This window comes from Sorangium sp. So ce834 (assembly GCF_051521425.1).
GTDB lineage: Bacteria > Myxococcota_A > Polyangia > Polyangiales > Polyangiaceae > Sorangium > Sorangium cellulosum_D.
The window spans coordinates 12,801,032-12,817,984 of record NZ_CP150351.1; the positions used below are offsets into that span (position 1 = coordinate 12,801,032).

General features: G+C 73.5%; 13 protein-coding genes and 1 pseudogene. 6 read left to right on the plus strand and 8 right to left on the minus strand.

The window, feature by feature from the left end; genetic code table 11:
- Positions 1-42 precede the first annotated feature (42 nt).
- Positions 43-1,836 (plus strand): DUF885 domain-containing protein, encoded by a 1,794-nt coding sequence (locus WMF20_RS46835; protein ID WP_437608212.1) that lies wholly within the window; start codon positions 43-45, stop codon positions 1,834-1,836.
- Between the two features lie 193 nt (positions 1,837-2,029).
- Here the strand turns inward: WMF20_RS46835 and WMF20_RS46840 are convergent.
- The 4 genes and pseudogenes from WMF20_RS46840 to WMF20_RS46855 all read right to left on the minus strand — a co-directional run.
- Positions 2,030-2,224: pseudogene (locus WMF20_RS46840) on the minus strand (flap endonuclease); the annotation flags it as partial.
- Positions 2,225-2,253: 29 nt separating this feature from the next.
- Positions 2,254-3,834 (minus strand): lactate racemase domain-containing protein, encoded by a 1,581-nt coding sequence (locus tag WMF20_RS46845; RefSeq protein ID WP_129580321.1) that lies wholly within the window; start codon positions 3,832-3,834, stop codon positions 2,254-2,256.
- A 75-nt stretch (positions 3,835-3,909) separates the two neighbouring features.
- On the minus strand, positions 3,910-4,572 hold the full coding sequence (locus WMF20_RS46850; RefSeq protein WP_437608213.1) for an HAD family hydrolase: 663 nt from the start codon (positions 4,570-4,572) through the stop codon (positions 3,910-3,912).
- A 102-nt stretch (positions 4,573-4,674) separates the two neighbouring features.
- Positions 4,675-5,442, minus strand: a complete 768-nt coding sequence (locus tag WMF20_RS46855; RefSeq protein WP_129580323.1) for a phosphoadenylyl-sulfate reductase — start codon at positions 5,440-5,442, stop codon at positions 4,675-4,677.
- A gap of 79 nt (positions 5,443-5,521) precedes the next feature.
- Between WMF20_RS46855 and WMF20_RS46860 the strand changes: the two genes are divergently transcribed.
- Positions 5,522-6,508 (plus strand): ArsA family ATPase, encoded by a 987-nt coding sequence (locus tag WMF20_RS46860; RefSeq protein ID WP_437608214.1) that lies wholly within the window; start codon positions 5,522-5,524, stop codon positions 6,506-6,508.
- 21 nt (positions 6,509-6,529) lie between these two features.
- Positions 6,530-7,726, plus strand: a complete 1,197-nt coding sequence (locus WMF20_RS46865; RefSeq protein WP_437608215.1) for a hypothetical protein — start codon at positions 6,530-6,532, stop codon at positions 7,724-7,726.
- A 614-nt stretch (positions 7,727-8,340) separates the two neighbouring features.
- On the opposite strand, the gene WMF20_RS46870 is transcribed toward WMF20_RS46865, so the two are convergent.
- The 4 genes from WMF20_RS46870 to WMF20_RS46885 form a co-directional block, all read right to left on the minus strand.
- Complete coding sequence (locus WMF20_RS46870; RefSeq protein WP_437608216.1) at positions 8,341-9,141, minus strand: MlaE family ABC transporter permease; 801 nt, start codon at positions 9,139-9,141, stop codon at positions 8,341-8,343.
- A 177-nt stretch (positions 9,142-9,318) separates the two neighbouring features.
- Complete coding sequence (gene tsaE / locus WMF20_RS46875) at positions 9,319-9,867, minus strand: tRNA (adenosine(37)-N6)-threonylcarbamoyltransferase complex ATPase subunit type 1 TsaE (RefSeq protein WP_437608217.1); 549 nt, start codon at positions 9,865-9,867, stop codon at positions 9,319-9,321.
- A gap of 3 nt (positions 9,868-9,870) precedes the next feature.
- Positions 9,871-11,001, minus strand: coding sequence for a hypothetical protein (locus tag WMF20_RS46880; RefSeq protein WP_437608218.1), 1,131 nt, complete (start codon positions 10,999-11,001; stop codon positions 9,871-9,873).
- A 204-nt stretch (positions 11,002-11,205) separates the two neighbouring features.
- Positions 11,206-13,056, minus strand: a complete 1,851-nt coding sequence (locus WMF20_RS46885) for an ABC transporter substrate-binding protein (RefSeq protein ID WP_437608219.1) — start codon at positions 13,054-13,056, stop codon at positions 11,206-11,208.
- Positions 13,057-13,223: 167 nt separating this feature from the next.
- On the opposite strand from WMF20_RS46885, the gene WMF20_RS46890 reads away from it, so the two are divergent.
- The 3 genes from WMF20_RS46890 to sdhB are packed head-to-tail and all read left to right on the plus strand — an operon-like array spanning position 13,224 to position 16,893.
- A complete protein-coding gene (locus WMF20_RS46890) occupies positions 13,224-14,000 on the plus strand; it encodes a succinate dehydrogenase (RefSeq protein WP_129580333.1) in 777 nt (258 codons plus the stop codon).
- Between the two features lie 54 nt (positions 14,001-14,054).
- Positions 14,055-16,070: a succinate dehydrogenase flavoprotein subunit gene (gene sdhA, locus WMF20_RS46895; RefSeq protein WP_437608220.1), complete on the plus strand. Its 2,016-nt coding sequence runs from the start codon at positions 14,055-14,057 to the stop codon at positions 16,068-16,070.
- A 1-nt stretch (position 16,071) separates the two neighbouring features.
- Entirely contained in the window at positions 16,072-16,893 is an 822-nt protein-coding gene (gene sdhB / locus WMF20_RS46900; protein ID WP_129580335.1) for a succinate dehydrogenase iron-sulfur subunit, read from the plus strand.
- The last annotated feature ends 60 nt before the right edge of the window (positions 16,894-16,953 follow it).

Sequence of the window (16,953 nt, forward strand, 5' to 3'; positions counted from 1 at the left end):
CCGTTGACCCGCCCAGGCCGGTTTGAGAGGCTCCGGCCCGCCATGGCCGCACCTGCCCCCACGCCCGCCCGCCGCCCGCGGTCGCGCCGCCTCGCGGCGCTCGCCGCGGCGCTCGCGCCGCTCGTCGCCTGCAGCGGGGGCGCCTCGGCGCCGCCTCCGTCCGCCGGCGCGGCCCCACCCGCGGCGGCGCCTCCCGCGGCCGCGGCGCCCGCGCGGCCCGAGGAGGCGCCGCGGGAGCCGTTCGCGGCGCTGCGCGATCGGATCCTGCGCGAGTGGGCGGCGGACGAGCCGGCGTTCGCGCGCTCGCGCGGGCTGCACGAGCAGGACGGCAAGGTCGGCGACTACTCCGCCGCGGCCATCGAGCGGAGGCTCGCGCGCCTCGAGCGCGATCGCGCGGCCCTCGCCGCCATCGACGCCGCGGCGCTCTCGCCGGACGAGGCGCTCGACCGCGCGCTGCTGCTCCAGCAGATCGACCTCAAGCTCTTCCACGGCAGGGATCTCGAGGAGTGGCGCCGGCGGCCGCAGTTCTACGGCGAGCTGTTCGGCGTGAACCACTACCTCGATCGCGCGTATGCGCCGCTGCCCGAGCGCGCGAGGCGCCTCCTCGAGCACGAGAAGGCGGCGCTGGCGCAGGTGCCGCGCGTCCTCGAGAACCTCGCGAGCCCGCTGCCGAAGCCGGTGGTCGAGGTCGCCGTGAAGATCTTCCGCGGCTACGCCGAGTACCTGCGCGGCGACGTCGTGAAGCTGCTGAAGGGCGTGGGCGACGCCGCGTTCCAGGCCGATTTCGAGGCGACGAACGCCGCGCTCGCCGACGCGGCGGAGCGGCTCGCCGAGCACCTCGCCAAGGTCGAGCTGCCGAAGGGCGACGCGAGCCACGTGCTCGGGGAGGCGCGGTACAGGAGGCTCCTCCTCGCGCAGGAGGGGCTCTCGATGCCGCTCGCCGAGTTCAAGAGGATGGGCGAGGAGGACCTCGCGGCGAACAAGGCGGCCTACCAGGAGCTCGCCAGGAAGGTGAAGCCCACCCGGCCGAAGGCGGAGCAGCTCCTCGCCGAGGCGACGCGGGTGATGGAGGCGTCGCGCAGGTTCGTCGTGGACCGGGAGATCGTGAGCCTGCCGTCCGACGAGCGGGCGATCGTGAAGGAGACGCCGCCGTACATGCGCTGGAACTCCGCGTTCCTCGACGCGCCGGGGCCGTTCGAGCGGAAGGGGCTCGAGGCGTTCTACTACATCACGAAGCCCGACCCCTCCTGGCCCAAGAGGGAGCAGGAGGAGTACGTGATGCCGCGCGGGACGCTGCTCTCGACGACCGTGCACGAGGTCTACCCGGGGCATTTCGTCCAGGGCCTGTGGGTGAACCGGGCGCCGACCGAGGCGCAGCGGATGTTCGAGAGCTACTCGTTCGTCGAGGGCTGGGCCCACTACGCCGAGCAGATGATGATCGAGCAGGGGTTCGGCAAGGAGGACCCGCAGAGCCGGCTCGGTCAGCTCGCGGACGCGCTGCTGCGCAACTGCAGGGTGGTCGTGTCGCTCGGCGTGCACGCCGAGGGCATGGGGCTCGACGAGGCCGAGCGCCGCTTCGTCGACGACTGCGCCCAGGACCGCGCGACGGCGCGGGAGCAGGCGCTGCGCGCGACGTTCGACCCCGGCTACTTCGCCTACACGCTCGGCAAGCTCCAGATCCTGAAGCTCCGCGAGGAGGCGAAGGCGGCCCTGGGCCCGGCGTTCTCGCTGCGCCGATTCCACGACGCGCTCCTCGCGCACGGGTCGCCGCCGCTGCCGCTCATCCGCGAGCGCGTGCTCGCCGAGCTCGAGGCGCAGGAGAAGAAGCAGCCCTGACCGAGGCCCGCGGGCCGCTCTCCTGCCAGGCGTCCTCTGACCAGCGCGTCGGCCGCGACTTCAGCGTGCGCACGTCCATCGCGTCGCACCACGCCTCGAAGCGGCCGCGCGGCACGCCGCGGAAGCGCAGGTCGTCGAGGCGCTCCGCGAGCGGTACGTCGGTCCGGAGCGTCGCCAGCGTGCGGTAGAGCAGCGCGCGGATCGGGTTGTCGAAGGCGACGGCGAGGTGCGTGACCTCCTCGTCCACGTGGTGCAGCAGCGCGAGCAGCGAGGCCGCGACGCCCACCGTGGCCTTCGCGTCCCAGCCGCCGGGCGCGCGGTGCTCGGGCCGCTTGGAGAAGTGGGCGCGGAAGAGCTCGTAGGTGCCGTCGATGAGGTGCAACCGCATGGTGGCTCCTCCCGCGGGCCGCGCGCCCGCTACGCCGTCATGTCGGCCATGAAGATCGGCGGCGTGTGCAGGGCCATGATCTCCGGCGTGGGCGGGGCCGACTGCTTCGCCATCCGGAGCGCCTCGTCCATCGTGCGCGCCGTCTCCCAGCCGAGCAGCTGCGGGATGTACTCGTTGTCGGCGCCGACCACGATCATCCGGCCGATGTGCTGCCGGCCCGCCTCGCCCCAGTACCACATGAAGAAGGGGTGGGTCGGGTGGTACGCGTGCCCGAAGCGGTACATCTCGATGTAGGCCGGGTTCTCCGAGAACTTCTTCTCGTACCGCTTGTGCAGCTCCATCGCGTCGCGCGTCTCCGGCAGCAGCCGGTGCACGAACTCGATGTACGGGGCGTGGTGCTCGTTGTCGAACAGGTCGGTGCAGGGGTGGAGGATGATCATCGTCCCCCCCTTCTTGAGCATCGGCGCGCCCCGGTAGAGGTTGAACAGGTAGCCGTTCGCCATCACCTGCACGAGCAGCGGGTTCAGGAACGAGTTCACGTTGTACGGGCTGATGTACGGGATGCCCGTGATCAGGATGTCGGCCTGGCCCGTGACCGGGACGAGGTACTGGTCGAAGCTGCGCTTCAGCGTGTGCTCGTGGACCGCCTCGGTCTCGCCGGCGAACACGCCGGTCACGCCGAACGGCGAGGGGACGCGCTGGAAGATCGCCTGGCGCGCGGGCTGCGGCACCTTCGACAGCGTGAAGCGGAGGGCGCGCAGCGCGCTCTTCTCGCCCGCGCTCAGGTCATCCTCGTTCCGGGCGAGGAACTCGAGCGGGCGATCGAACATGCGGTTGTTGATCGTCGTCTCGATCGTGAAGACGTTGAGCTTCTTGTTGACCAGCCGGCCCATGCGCTCGACGCTCGTGTGCAGCGCGGAGCTCTTCGGGTCCATGTACGAGTAGCAGTCGCGCATCACCCGCGGGGTGTGGTGCGCGCGCAGGCTCCGGTACCCGCACAGGCCGACCGTGACCGACTTGTGCCCGCCGTCCATCGGCACGAGGTTCAGGTTCACGTAGATCACGAGGTCGCTGTCGACCGCGCGCTTGTTGAGCTCGACCTCCTCGCCGACGTCGGTCGTGCCGATGTACTTCATGTTGGCGAGGTTCTCGGCGTCGTGGTTGTAGAGCTTCTTCGGCCAGTAGGCGTTGAAGATCCGGTCGCCGACGATGTGGCGGACCTCCCAGTCCTTCATCCGCCGGTGCACGCTCGTGGCGATGATGATCTCGACGTCGTCGACGCCGTAGTCCGAGAGCAGGTCGAGCACGATGGTGAGCACCCGCTCGCGGATGTCGGGCCGCTTCATCGGGGGCAGCGGCAGCGAGATGTCGTCCACCGCGATCGTGACCTTCATCCCCGGGCGGAGCTTCGCGTAGAGCGGCTCCGAGTTGTACGGGTGGTTGATCGCGTAGCGGATCGCGGCGTCGACGTCCTTCAGCGGCTCGAGGGGCGGCTTCGCGTAGAGCACCCGGGTTCCGGTGGGCAGGTCGACCTCGACCAGCTGGTCGCCTGAGAAGAGCACCCGGGGGGCGCTGCGGCTGTCTAGCGTGACGACGCAAGGATGGCTCATGGGGCTTTCAGAGCAGGTGGTGCGGCGTGTTGGGCTGCAAGGGGGTCTCCCGCCGCCGTCCGGGAGGGGCCGAGATCATGCGGCGAGTTCGAGGATCGGCCAGTGGTAGGCCTGCGCGAGCAGCTTGAGCTTGCGGTCCGGGTTCACCGCCGCGGGGTAGCCGACGACCGAGAGCATCGGGACGTCCGAGTAGCTGTCCGAGTAGGCGAAGCACTCGTCGAGGTTGTGCCCGCGCGCGTGGGCGTGCTCGCGGATGAGCCGCGCCTTCTCGGGGCCGGCCACCACGGGGCGCAGGAGCTTGCCCGTCGCGAAGCCATCCTTCACCTCGAGGCGGTTCGCGATGATGCCGGTCGCGCCGAGGTGATCGGCGAGCAGCTGCATCAGGAAATCCAGCGCGCCGGAGATCAGGACGACGTCGTGCCCCTTGTCGAGGCTGCACTTCACGAGGTCGCGCGCCTTGGCGTAGATGGCCGGCTTGAGCACCTTCGCGAACGCCTCCTCGGCGAGCGCCACCAGGCGATCCTCCGAGACGCCCTCGAACGAGGTGAAGAGCAGCTCGTTGAAGCGGCGCCGATCCTGGAGCTCCGCCATCGCCATCCACGGCGCCTTCACCAGGGCGCGGCCGAGCTTCGCCAGGCTGTGCATCGGCGTCGGCTGGTTCAGCATGTAGAACACCGTCGGGTGCACGAGGTTGGTCGTGACCAGGGTGCCGTCTACGTCGAAGTAGCTCGCCGGCATGCGGGGCAAATCTCCCTGCATGCCGTTTGAGTCAAGATCGAGCTGCCGCGAACCGGGTTTCGCAGGCGGATCGTCACGCGGCGAAGAGGCGCAGGCGGATCGTCACGCGGCGAAGAGGCGCTCGTACCGGTCGTCGAGGTCGACGCCGCCGTCGGCCTCGCCCCGGTCGACCGGGTTGATGCCGCAGTACTCGACGCTCGCCAGGTGGCGCCAGCGGCCGGCGCGCTCGGGCTCGTCGGGCAAGACGGGCGTCGTGCACGGGAAGCAGCCGATGGTGCGGAAGCCCATCGCGTGCAGCGGGTTCTCGATCGCGTCCGGGTGCGCCGCGAAGTACGCGTCGAGCTCCTCGCCGCTCAGCGACGCGAACGGGTGGACGCGGAGGACGTTGTTCGCGGGGTCGAGGCCGAACGGCGCGACCTTGGCGCGGGCGCCGCCCTCGCCCCGGCGGAGCGCGGCGACGAGCGCGTCGTAGCGGCCCCGGATGGCGTGGAGCGGGGCCGACTTGCGGAGGTCGCAGCACCGCTCCTGGCCCTCCTTCGAGAGGTAGAGCAGCCCCTCGTCGCGCGTCTGCTGCGCGAAGGTGCGCTCGGGCGAGAGCGTGACGACGCGCAGGTTCGGGTGGGTGCGCGCGAGCTCGTCGCGCGTGGCGAGCGTCTCGGCGTGGAGCACGCCGGTGTCGACGAAGAGGACGTCGAAGGAGAGCCCGGCCCGATCGGCCACGTGGCACAGCGCGGTCCCGGCCCGCTGCATGCTGCTCATGATGGCCGCGCGGGGGCCGAAGGTCTCGCGGACGAAGCTCAGGAGCTCGACGGGCGACGCGCCCTGGAAGCGTCGGTTCAGCGGTTCGAGGTGTCGCTCGGTGATGCGCATACGCGATGCATAGCAGAGGCCGCTTCCTTGATCCGGGTTGCCTTCGCCTGAGCTTGCGCCTAACTCCGCTGCCGCGGAAATGACCAGCGCCCATCTAGCCTCAGAAGCGGGCGGGCTCGGCCAGGATCTGCCGGAGCTCGAGGGCCGGCGCTTCCTGTTCGTGACCGGCAAGGGAGGCGTCGGGAAGACGACGATCTCCGGCGCGCTCGCCCTCGCCTTCGCCGCCCGCGGCAAGCGCGTCCTCGTCGCGATGTGCAACACGAAGGAGCGGCTCTCGGCCATCCTCGGCACGAAGCCGATCGGCCAGGAGGTCACCCACGTGGCCGAGCGCGTGTGGGCCGTGAACATCTCGCCGGACAAGGCCCTCAGGGAGTACGGCGAGATGGTCCTCAAGGTGCGCGCCGCCGCCGATCTCGTGTTCGACAACAAGTACACGCGCACCTTCTTCCGCGCGGTGCCGGGGCTGTTCGAGTGGGCGATGCTCGGCAAGGCCTGGTTCCACACGACCGAGCTGCTCCCGGACGGCTCCCACCGCTTCGACGTGGTCCTGCTCGACGCGCCCGCGACCGGGCACGGCGTGGACATGCTGCGCGTGCCCAAGGTGATCCTCGACGTGGCGCCGCCGGGCATCCTGCGCCGGGACGCCGAGGCGGCGTGGGCGATGTTCAGGGACCCCGCGCGGAGCGGGGTCGTCGTGGTGACGCTCCCGGAGGAGATGCCGGCCACCGAGACCGTCGAGCTCGTGGCGGAGGTGCGGGGCGAGCTCGGCCTGCCGGTCCACCGGCTGATCATCAACGGCGTGCTGCCGCCGCTGTTCTCGCCCGAGGAGCGGCGGGCGCTCCTCGGCGATCCGGGGCGGCTCGACATCGAGGCGCCGGCGCGCGCGGCGCACACCGCCGAGAGCGCCGTCGTGGCCGGCGCGCGGCGGGCGATGCGCGAGTCGGTGCAGCACGAGAGCCTGGCCCGCCTGCGCCGCGAGCTCGACCTGCCGACCGTGATCCTGCCGTTCCTCTTCGACGAGGCCTCGACGGTCGCCGGCACCCGGACGCTGGCCGCGCGGCTCTGAGCGACGCCGATGCCGGCGGCCATGCTGCGAGCGAGCCCGCTGCTCACCGACGGACGCGCGCTGCTCGACGCCGATCGCCTGCTCCACGCGGGGGTCGCCGACCGGCGCGCGAGCTTCGAGCTCGCCTTCACGGCGATGCCGCCCCACACGGGCTTCCTCGTGGTCGCGGGCGTCGAGGCGGCGCTCGACGCGCTCGCGGTGGACGACGCGCGCCTCGACGCGGGGGCGGTCTTCGCGGCGCGCGCGGCCTGCGGCCTGAGCGACGCGCTCGTGGAGCGGCTCGCCGGCGCGCCGATCTCGGTCGACATCGACGCGATGCCCGACGGGACGATCGCCTTCCCGGGCACGCCGGTCGTCACGGTGGAGGGGCCGTTCATCGAGGCGCTCCTCGCGGGCGCGCTGCTCGTGCCGGCGCTCCGCCGGGGCACGGCCGCGGCGACGCGGGCGGCGCGGCTCCACATCGCGGCGGACGGCGGCGCGATCGTCGACGGGTCGTCGGCGCGGGTGCCGTTCGCCGAGGAGGCGCTGGCGCTCGCCCGCGCGGCGCACGTGGGCGGGGCGGCGGCGACGACGAGCGCGCTCGCGGCCACGGCGCTCGGGATCCCGTTCCGCGGCGAGGCGGGGATCGAGCTCGGCGAGCTCGCGCCGCCGCCGTCGCCGCTCGAAGGCAGCTGGCCCTGGTACGCCGATCGGATGGTCGACCTCGGGGGCCGCGAGGAGGAGGCGCTGCTCCTCGAGGCGCGGCGCGTGGGGACGACGGCCGGCGGCTGGATCGCGACGGGGCTCGCGGAGCCCGAGGGCGCGCCGCCCGCGGCGCGGTACGAGCTCGTGGCGCTCGAGGAGGCGGGCGCGTGGGCGCTGCGGCAGGGGACGAGCGATCGCGGCGACGTGATCGCGGGGCGCAAGATGGTGGCGCGCTACTACGACGAGGCGGGGCGCGCGGCCTGCGACGTGATCCACCTGGCGCACGAGCGGATGCTGGCGCCGCGCTCGCTCGGGGCCGCGCGGCTCGCGCCGCTCGCGCGCGCGGTGATGCGCGGCGGGCACGCCCTGGAGGCGCCCGAGCCGCCGAGCGCGGGGCGCGAGCGCTCGATCGCGGCGCGGCAGCTGCTGCCGCACGCGGTGGCGCACCTGCGGGCGCCGGCGCGGTACCCGGTGCAGCTCTCGCCGGCGCTGATCGCGCTGCGGGAGCCTGATCCGCCGAGCACGCTGCGGTAGGCCCGGCCCCCGGCGAGGGTGTTCTCGGCGCGGGGCAGGGGGGTGGGGCCCCGCCGGACTCGCCCGAGATGTGAGCCATCCGGCAAGCCGGATGGCTCACATCTCGGGCTCAAACATCGGCCCATCCCCACCCCCCTGCCCCGCGCCGAGAACACCCTCGCCGGGGGCCTACGGTGGACACGGGAGAGGCAACGTCACGGGAACGAAGGCTTCCGTCACGGGAACGAAGGCTTCCGTCACGGGAACGAAGGCTTCCGTCACGGGAACGAAGGCTTCCGTCGCGGGCCGGAGGCTTCCGACGCGGGGCGGGACGCGAAATTCGCCGGAAATTGGTGCTCCGGCGAATGCCGGACGGCGCCGCGAGCAGGGCCGGCACTCCCAAGTGCGCGAAATGTCGTGCTCACGAACGCGCCGGAAGGCTTCGTTTCGGCGACGGAAGCTTCCGGAGCGCGCCGGAAGGTCTCGGATGCGCGCCGGAAGCCCTTGTCGGTGTGCCAGATTGCTCCGGCTCGGTCGCCTCGGTGTCGTCGATCGACTCGCCGGGCTCGGCGAGCGTAGCGGGGTCCTCTCCCCGAGCGCGCAGCGCGCGGTGAGGGAGGGGCGGGCCGCGCGGCTCACATGTCGAGCAGCAGCTGCGTCAGGATGTAGTTCGTGACGAGCACGGTGACGCAGCTCTCGACGACGGCGCGCGTGGTCGCGACGCCGACGCCGCGCGCGCCGCCCGAGGCGAAGAAGCCGTGGCGGCACGAGATCGACGAGACGATGAAGCCGAAGACGCACGCCTTGATGAGCCCCATCGAGATGTCCTTGGGCAAGGCGAAGTCGCGGATGCTCTGGAAGAACGCGCCCTCGTCGCCGCCGAGCCAGAGCACGGCGACGAGGTACGAGCCGCACATGCCGACGCTCGTGTAGAGGATGCACAGGAGCGGGAGCATCACCGTCGCGGCGAAGAGGCGGGGCGAGAGCAGGTACTGCACGGGGCTCACGCCCATCGTCGCGATCGCGTCGATCTGCTCGGTGACGCGCATGTTGCCGAGCTCGGCGGCCATGGCGCTGCCGGCGCGGGCGGTGACCATGATCGCCGAGAAGACCGGCGCGAGCTCGCGGGCCAGCGAGACCGCGACGAGGCCGCCGACGCGGCCCTCGGCGCTGAACGCGCGCAGCGCGTAGGACGTCTGCAGCGTCACGACCATGCCGCTGAAGACGCCGGTCAGGCCGACGATGAAGACCGACTGCGCGCCCATGAAGTCCATCGCCGCCAGGAACTGCGCGGGGCGAAACGGCGGGCGCACGAGCCAGACGAGCGTCTGGAACGTCAGCGTGACGATGTTGCCGATGTTGTCGAAGAACGCGAGGGCCGGCTCCAGCGCCTTGGTGAGCAGCTCGCTCCGGCTGGTCTCAGCGCCTTCCTTCACCGTGCGCTCTTGTATCACGCAACGCCGCCGCGCACGGGGTCGGGCTCGCGTTGACCCGGTGCGCCCGCTCGCCCGCGCTGCGTAGCGCCGCTCGCGCCGGCGCGCCGCCCGTCGAGCTCGCCCGGGGATACAGCGGCCGCCGCCCGCTCCCTCCAGCCTCCGGCCGCTCGGCGCCCCTCACGCAGCGCTCGGGCCGGATCCTCGCGATCCGACGGAGCGTCGCAGCGCGGCCTCGAGCGCCGCGAGCACCTCGCCGCTCCGCGCGCCGGTCGCCCGGATGTCGGCGGCGCGGCCGGGCGCCGCGGCGTCCTCGGGCGCGGCGAGGTGGATCAGGAGCGCGTCGCCGCCGAGCGCCTCCACGAACGGCTCGCCCCACTCCACGATGACGAGCGCCCCCTCCGCGCGGCGCTCGCGCAGCCCGAGCTGAGCGAGCTCCGCGGCCGCGCCGCTGGGCGCGCCCTCCGCAGGGGAGGCGCCGCCGAGGCGGTAGGCGTCGGCGTGCGCGATCGGGACGCGGCCCTCGTGCTCGTGGACCAGCGTGAACGTCGGGCTCGTGATCGGCAGCTCCGGCGGCACGCCGAGCGCCCGGCACAGGGCGCGGGCGAAGAACGTCTTCCCGGCGCCGAGGTCGCCGGCGAGGACCACCAGATCGCCGCCCGCGAGGCGGTCGGCGAGCGCGCGCGCGAGGCGGATGGTGCTGCGGCGGCTCGGCAGCTCGACGCGCATGCGTCAGAACCGCGCCCCCGCGCCGAGCGTCGCGCCGAGCAGGAGCAGGGAGCCGTCCCCCGTGGGAACCCACCGGAGGTTGCCGAGCTGCGCCTCGAGCTGCACCGAGGGGCTCAACGCGAGCGCGACGTCGAGCGACGCCCCGATCAGCGGGTGCACCTCGAGGTCGCCGCGGTACGTCGCGCCGCCCGGGCCCACGGCGCCCGCGCCCGACCGGAAGAACGCGCCGGCGTGGAGCGCGGGGCCGACGTGGAGCGGGAAGGCGCGCCACGCGCCGCCCTCGGGCGTCCGGCTGGGCGTCAGCATCAGGCGCGCGCCGCCCTCGATCCAGCCGGCGAACGGCCCGACCAGGTTGCCGCCGCCGCCGGCGAACAGCTCGAGCCCGCGATCGCCGACCGCGTAGGCCGCGCGCGCCGCCCCGACCAGCGAGGCCGCGCTGCCGCTCGCGCCCGGGAGGCGCGCCGCCGCGACGGCGGCCCCGAGCGACGCGGACAGGGCGAAGCGGCGCCCGCCCGAGTACGCAGGCCAGACCCGCTCGGGCCCGAGCGGGTACGCCATCTGCACCTCGTCCGCGGGCGGCGCCGGCGGCGGCGCAGGCACCGGCGGCAGCACCGTGGCGCCGGCGGACGAGGGCGCGGGCGGCGGCGCGGCGCCCGCGGGGCGCTCCCAGGGGAGCTCGCCGACGCCGACGCCCTCGGGGCGGAGGAGCACCGCAAGCATCTCCTGCGTCTGCTGGGCCGACCGGTCCCGGTCGACCTCCCGCGCGACCGACTCGACCCGGCCGGTCGAGGCGAGGTACGCGGTGAGCTCGACCCTGGCGGTCGTGACCGCCGGCTCGACGGTGCCGCTCAGGACCCAGTCCGCGCCCGTTTGCGCGCTCACGGCGCGGTACTCGTCCGTGGTGTCGGCGACGCCGTCGGCCACGCCCTTGAGCGCGGCCGCGACCGCGCCGTCCGGCACCGCGGTGTGGCCGAGGGCGGCGAGCCCGGCCGCGACCTCGGCCTGCGCGGCGCTCCGGGCGGCCTCGTCGGTGCCGCCGCGCGCGGGGAGCACCGCCACGCGATCGGCGAGCGCGGCCGGGGCGATCGCCGTCAGCGCGGCGGCGGCGGCACAGGAGAGGGCTCGGCGGATCATGCGGCGCATGCTACGCCCCCCGCGGCGCCGGAGCAGCCCCGGGACGACGCGGCGGCACGCTCTCCACGCCACGCACGCGGCCCGCACGGCGGCAAGGCGCCGGCGAGGCGGGCCGCCACGCGCGGCGACCAGGCGCCGGCCAGGCGCCGGCCAGGCGCGCGGCCCCGCGCGGCGGCCGCGCGCTCGTCCGGCGGCTCGCCCCGCTCATCGCGCCTTCTCGATCTCGCGGTAGCCGACCACCCTCGGCAGCACGCGCTTTCCGCCGAAGCCGGTCGCCGACGTCGTCCAGAGCTCCACCGTCGCGCTGCTCAGGGCGCTCGCCGCCGCGAGGCGCCGCGCCTTCACCTCGGCCGGGTCCTCGGTGCCCGTCTTCGGCAGCCGCTGCACGCCGGCCCAGGCGAGGACGCCGGCGTCGCGCCCGAGCGCCGCCCAGAAGCTCGGCGGCGACGGGTGGGTGGCGAGCCACACCGCGAGCGCGGCGCTCGCGCCCGGCGCGCCCGCGGGCGCGCTCGCGTCGCCAGCGCCCGGCGGACGCTGCGCGCCCGCGGGCGCCGCGACGAGCGGGAAGAGCCCCGCCGTCGCGACGAGCGATCCGGGCGGCGGCGGCACGGCCGTCTCGAAGCCGAGCGCGAGCGTCACCGCGCGCGGCGCGGCGCGGATCGCTTGCTCCGCGCACGGCGCGTCCCCGGCCAGGATGATCCCCCGGACCGCCGGCGGCCGGAGGGCGCGCGGATCGAAGGCCGCGTCGCACGGGAGCGCGAGCGCGACGCCGCGCTCGGCCAGCGCCGGGGCCGGCGCGCCGGCGGCGCCGCCCACGAGCGCCACCGGCCTCGCGCCCCGCTCCGCGAGCGCGGCGGCCAGCACCTCGACGCCCCGCGCGGGCTCCTCGCCCACGACGAACACGAACGCGCCGTCGAGCGCCGCCGGCTCCGGCGGGTGGACGAGCAGCACCGGGATCGCGTTCGCCCGCGCGAACTTCGCCACCGCGGTCGCCTGCTCGCGATCGGAGCCGGCGATCAGCACCGCGGCGCCCTCGGCGGTGAGGCTGCTCAGCGCCTCGTCGACGCTGCCCTGGCCGCCGTCGTCGCGGCTCACGAGCCGCGCGTCCGACCCGGGCCTCAGCAGCCCGAGCCCGTGCGCCACGCCGGCCGCCATCTCGACGCCCCGCCGGCGCGACTCGGACGTGCGCGTCGACAAGAGGAGGCCCACCGTGGGCGGCTCGACGCGCGCCGTCCCCGCGCCGGCCGCGAGCTCCGAGATCGCGTCGCCCTGGTTGCCGAGCAGCGCGCCGGCCCGGTCGAGCAGCTCCTTCGCGAGCGCCACGTCGCGCCGCTCGCGGGCGACGATCGCGAGGCGCTCGGCGACCAGCGAGCGCAGGTCGACCTGCGGGTCCACGACCTCGCCGGCCGCCTCGCCGGCGCGCATCGCGGCGACGAGGTGGGCGAGCGGCACCTTGCGCAGGAGCGCCCCGATCTGCGCCCGGATCGCGGCGCGGTCGTCGTCGTCCGCCTCGCGCAGCCACACGCCCATCAGCTCGATCGCCTGCGTCCACGCGCCCGCCTCCATCGCGGCGGTCGTGACCTCCTCGTTGAGGAGCGAGCGGACGTACGCGTCGATGACCTTGCTCACCAGCGGGCGCAGCACCCCGAAGGCCGGCTTCGGCTTGCCGTCGCGCCGGAGCGCCGCGCCGCGGAGCACGCGCGCGAGGTCCCCGGTCGCGCCCGGCCCCTCGGCTTCGACCTCGGCCGCGAGCGCCTCGGCGCGGCGGAGGTCGCCTCGCTCCAGCGCGATCCACGCGAGGTGGGCGGTCGCGAGGCGCGCGAGGCCGTCGCCCGCGTGGCGGCCGCGGAAGGCGAGCAGCTCCGGCTCGAGCGCGATGCGCTCGGCGCGCGCGCCGCTCGCGAAGCGCGAGAGGATGCGGCGCAGCTCGGCCTGGGCCTCGGGCGACCCGCCGAGCGCCGGGCTCACCGCCTCGGCGCCGTCCTGCGCGCCGCAGCCGGCGCCGGCGATCGCCGCGCCGAGCGCGATCAGCGCCGCGCCAGCGATCGCCGGCACACCGGCGAGGAGCCGCCGCCGTCGCCGCGCGGCGCGCCGCCCGGGCGCGCCGCCGGTCGACGCGCCGAAGGCAGCGGAAAACCGGCCAGAATTGTCGACTGCGTTCACCTTGACGTCACCCGGGGCATCCCATACACCCGCCGCGCCCGCCTTCCATCGAGGTCAGCGTGTCCGAGGCAACCCCCGCGAGATCGCTCTTCCACAAGAGCCGCCGGTCCTTTCTCCTGCGCAAGCTGCATTCTCTCACCGGCGCCCTCCCCGTGGGCGGTTTCCTGCTCTTCCACTTCTGGACGAACGCGAAGGCGCTCCAGGGGCAGGAGCGGTTCGACGCGGCGGTCTCCGAGATCTCGCACATGCCGTACCTGCCGGTGCTCGAGATCGGGCTCGTCGTGCTGCCGCTCGCGTTCCACGCCCTCTACGGGGTCAAGCTGGTGCTCGAGGGCAAGCCGAACGTCGGCAGCTACACGTTCTCGCGCAACTGGATGTACACGATGCAGCGGGTCACGGGGGTGCTCGCGTTCGCGTTCATCGCGTTCCACCTCTGGCAGTACTGGGCGCAGAAGTGGCTGGGCCGGATGGCGCCCGAGGAGTTCTACCCGCGGCTGTGCGCCGACATGGCGTCGACCGTGGGCGGCGTCCCGGTGATCGCGCTCGTCTACATCTTCGGCATCGCGGCGAGCGTGTTCCACTTCGCCAACGGCCTCTGGGGCTTCTGCTTCTCGTGGGGGGTCACCGTGTCGCGCCGGGCGCAGCGGATGGCCGCGGTGGTCTTCGGCGCGGTCGGCCTCGCGGTCTTCGTGCTCGGCGCCAACACCGTGATCTACTTCGCGACCGGCGCGCCGTTCCCCGGCACGCCGAGCCCGGCCGCGGAGGGCGCGCGCACGTGCGCGGAGATCGCCGCCGGGCCCGGGCGCGCCGCGCTGGCCGCGCCGGCCTCGCACTGACCATCGTATCGGCCGCGCCCGGGTGGGAGCGGCGCGGGAGCATCGGGATCGAACATGGCCGCGAAGAGCACGACGAGGAGCGAGGGGGGGAAGGTTCGGCGCGTGATCGTCGTCGGGGGCGGCCTCGCCGGCCTGATGACGGTGATCAAGCTGTGCGAGGCGAAGGTCCCGGTCGACCTGATCTCCCTCGTGCCGGTGAAGCGCTCGCACTCGGTGTGCGCGCAGGGCGGCATCAACGCCTCGGTGAACACGAAGGGCGAGGGGGACAGCCCCCAGGTGCACCTCGAGGAGACCGCCTACGGCGGCGATTTCCTCGCGAACCAGCCGCCGATCAAGGGGATGGCCGAGGCCGCGCCCGGCATCGTGTACATGCTCGATCGCATGGGCGTGCCGTTCAACCGGACGCCCGAGGGCCTGCTCGACTTCCGCCGGTTCGGCGGCACGCTGTACCACCGCACGGCGTTCGCGGGCGCGACGACGGGGCAGCAGCTGCTCTACGCGCTCGACGAGCAGGTGCGGCGGTTCGAGCTCGCCGACGTGACCGACGAGCACGGCGTGGCGATCCCGGGCGAGAAGATGGTCCGGAAGCACGAGTTCTGGGACTTCATCGAGGCGATCCTCGACGACTCCGGCACGTGCGTCGGCTGCGTCGCGCAGGACCTGAAGACGATGCAGATCCGCGCGTTCACCGGCGACGCGGTCGTGCTCGCGACGGGCGGCTGCGGCATCGTCTTCGGCCGCTCCACGCTGAGCGTCATCTGCACGGGGACGGCCGCGTCGGCGGTCTACCAGCAGGGCGCGGTGTACGCGAACGGCGAGTTCATCCAGGTGCACCCGACGGCGATCCCGGGCGCGGACAAGCTGCGGCTCATCTCGGAGAGCGCGCGCGGCGAGGGCGGCCGCGTCTGGGTGCCGAAGGACAAGGGCGAGACGCGGAGCGCGCGGGACATCCCCGAGAGGGAGCGCGACTACTTCCTCGAGCGGATGTACCCCGGCTACGGCAACCTCGTCCCGCGGGACATCGCGTCGCGCGCGATCTTCCGGACGTGCTTCCACGAGGGGCGCGGCATCTGGAGCGCCGCGACGGGCCGGAACGAGAACGAGGTCTACCTCGACCTGACCCACAAGGACGAGAAGTTCCTCCGGGCGAAGCTCGCGGGCATCCTCGAGATCTACGAGAAGTTCGCGGGCACCGACCCGTACAAGAACCCGATGAAGGTCTTCCCGGCGGTCCATTACTCGATGGGCGGCCTGTGGGTCGACTACGAGGCGGACGCGCGGGGATCGCTCAAGGCGGGGTCGCCGCGCAACCACGCGACGAGCATCCCGGGCCTCTACGCGGTGGGCGAGGTGGAATACCAGTACCACGGGGCCAACCGGCTCGGCGCCAACTCGCTGCTCTCGTGCATCTACGGCGGCATGGTGTGCGGTCCTGCGGTCGCGACGTATCAGAAGAGCATCAAGCGGAGCGCCCTGGACCTGCCGCGCTCGATCTTCGACAAGGCCGAGAAGCGCGCCGAGGCCGACTACCAGCGCATCCTGACGCAGAACCAGGACGCGAAGCAGCCGGAGAACGCGTACCGGCTGCACCAGGAGCTCGGCGAGACGATGCTGCGCGACTGCACGATCGAGCGCGACAACGCCACGCTCGACCGGGTGCTCGAGAAGCTCGGCGAGCTCGAGGAGCGGGCGGGGCGGATCAAGAGCACGGACACGGCCCCGCGGGTGAACCAGGGGGCGCAGTTCGTGCGGCACCTCGAGAACATGCTGGTGCTCGCGCGGGTCATTGCGCAGGGGGCGAGGAACCGCGACGAGTCGCGCGGGGCGCACTACAAGCCGGAGTTCCCGGCGCGGAACGACGCCGAGTGGCAGCGCACGACGCTGGCGCGCCACGAGGAGAAGGGCGCCGTGAGGTTCATCCGCGCGTTCGACTACGCGTGCGCCGGCCAGTCGATCCACGTGACCGACGCGGTGGACACGTCGCTGGTGGCGCCGCGGGAGCGCAAGTACGAGCAGGCGGGCGCGGCGAGCGCGCAGGCGACGGGGAAGCTGTCGCAGAAGAGCGTGTAGGATGGCCAAGGCGAGCGGAGACAAGGCGAACGGGGCGGCGGCGCCGGCCGAGGCGCGGGGCGAGGGCCGGCTGGTGCACCTGCGCGTGCGGCGGCAGGACACCGCGGATCGTCCGGAGACGCGGCGCTGGGAGGAGTTCAAGGTCCCGTACCTGCCGCAGATGAACGTCATCAGCGCGCTCCAGCAGATCCAGCGGGATCCGCGGACCGTGGACGGCAAGGAGGTGGCGCCGGTCGTCTGGGAGGCGGTGTGCCTGGAGGAGGTGTGCGGCTCGTGCACGATGGTGATCAACGGCCGGGTCCGACAGGCCTGCTCGGCGCTCGTCGATCAGATCGCGCCGAAGGGCGAGGTGATCACGCTGGAGCCGATGTCCAAGTTCCCGCTGGTGCGCGACCTGCTCGTGGACCGGAGCCGGATGTTCGAGGACATGAAGCGGGTCCGCGCGTGGATCGACATCGACGGCACGCACGAGCTCGGCCCGGGTCCGCGCGAGTCGCCGGAGCGGCAGGAGGAGCGGTATCCGCTCTCCCGCTGCATGACGTGCGGCTGCTGCGTCGAGGCGTGCCCGCAGTACAATGATGGGACGAAGTTCGTCGGCGCCTTCGCGATCAACCTGGTGCGGCTCTACAACATGCACCCTTCCGGGGCGATGCACGCGGGCGAGCGCCTGGAGTCGGTGATGGGCGAGGGCGGGATCACCGATTGCGGCAAATCGCAGAACTGCGTCGAGGTGTGCCCGAAGGAGATCCCGCTGGTCGACTCGCTCGCGACGGTCGCCCGCGACACCACCAAACGAATGCTGTTTGGGTGGTTGTTGAAGTGAGATCGCGAGCTCGTTGATCCGACGCCGCCCCTGATCCCCTGACCCGCGATAGGCCCTCGG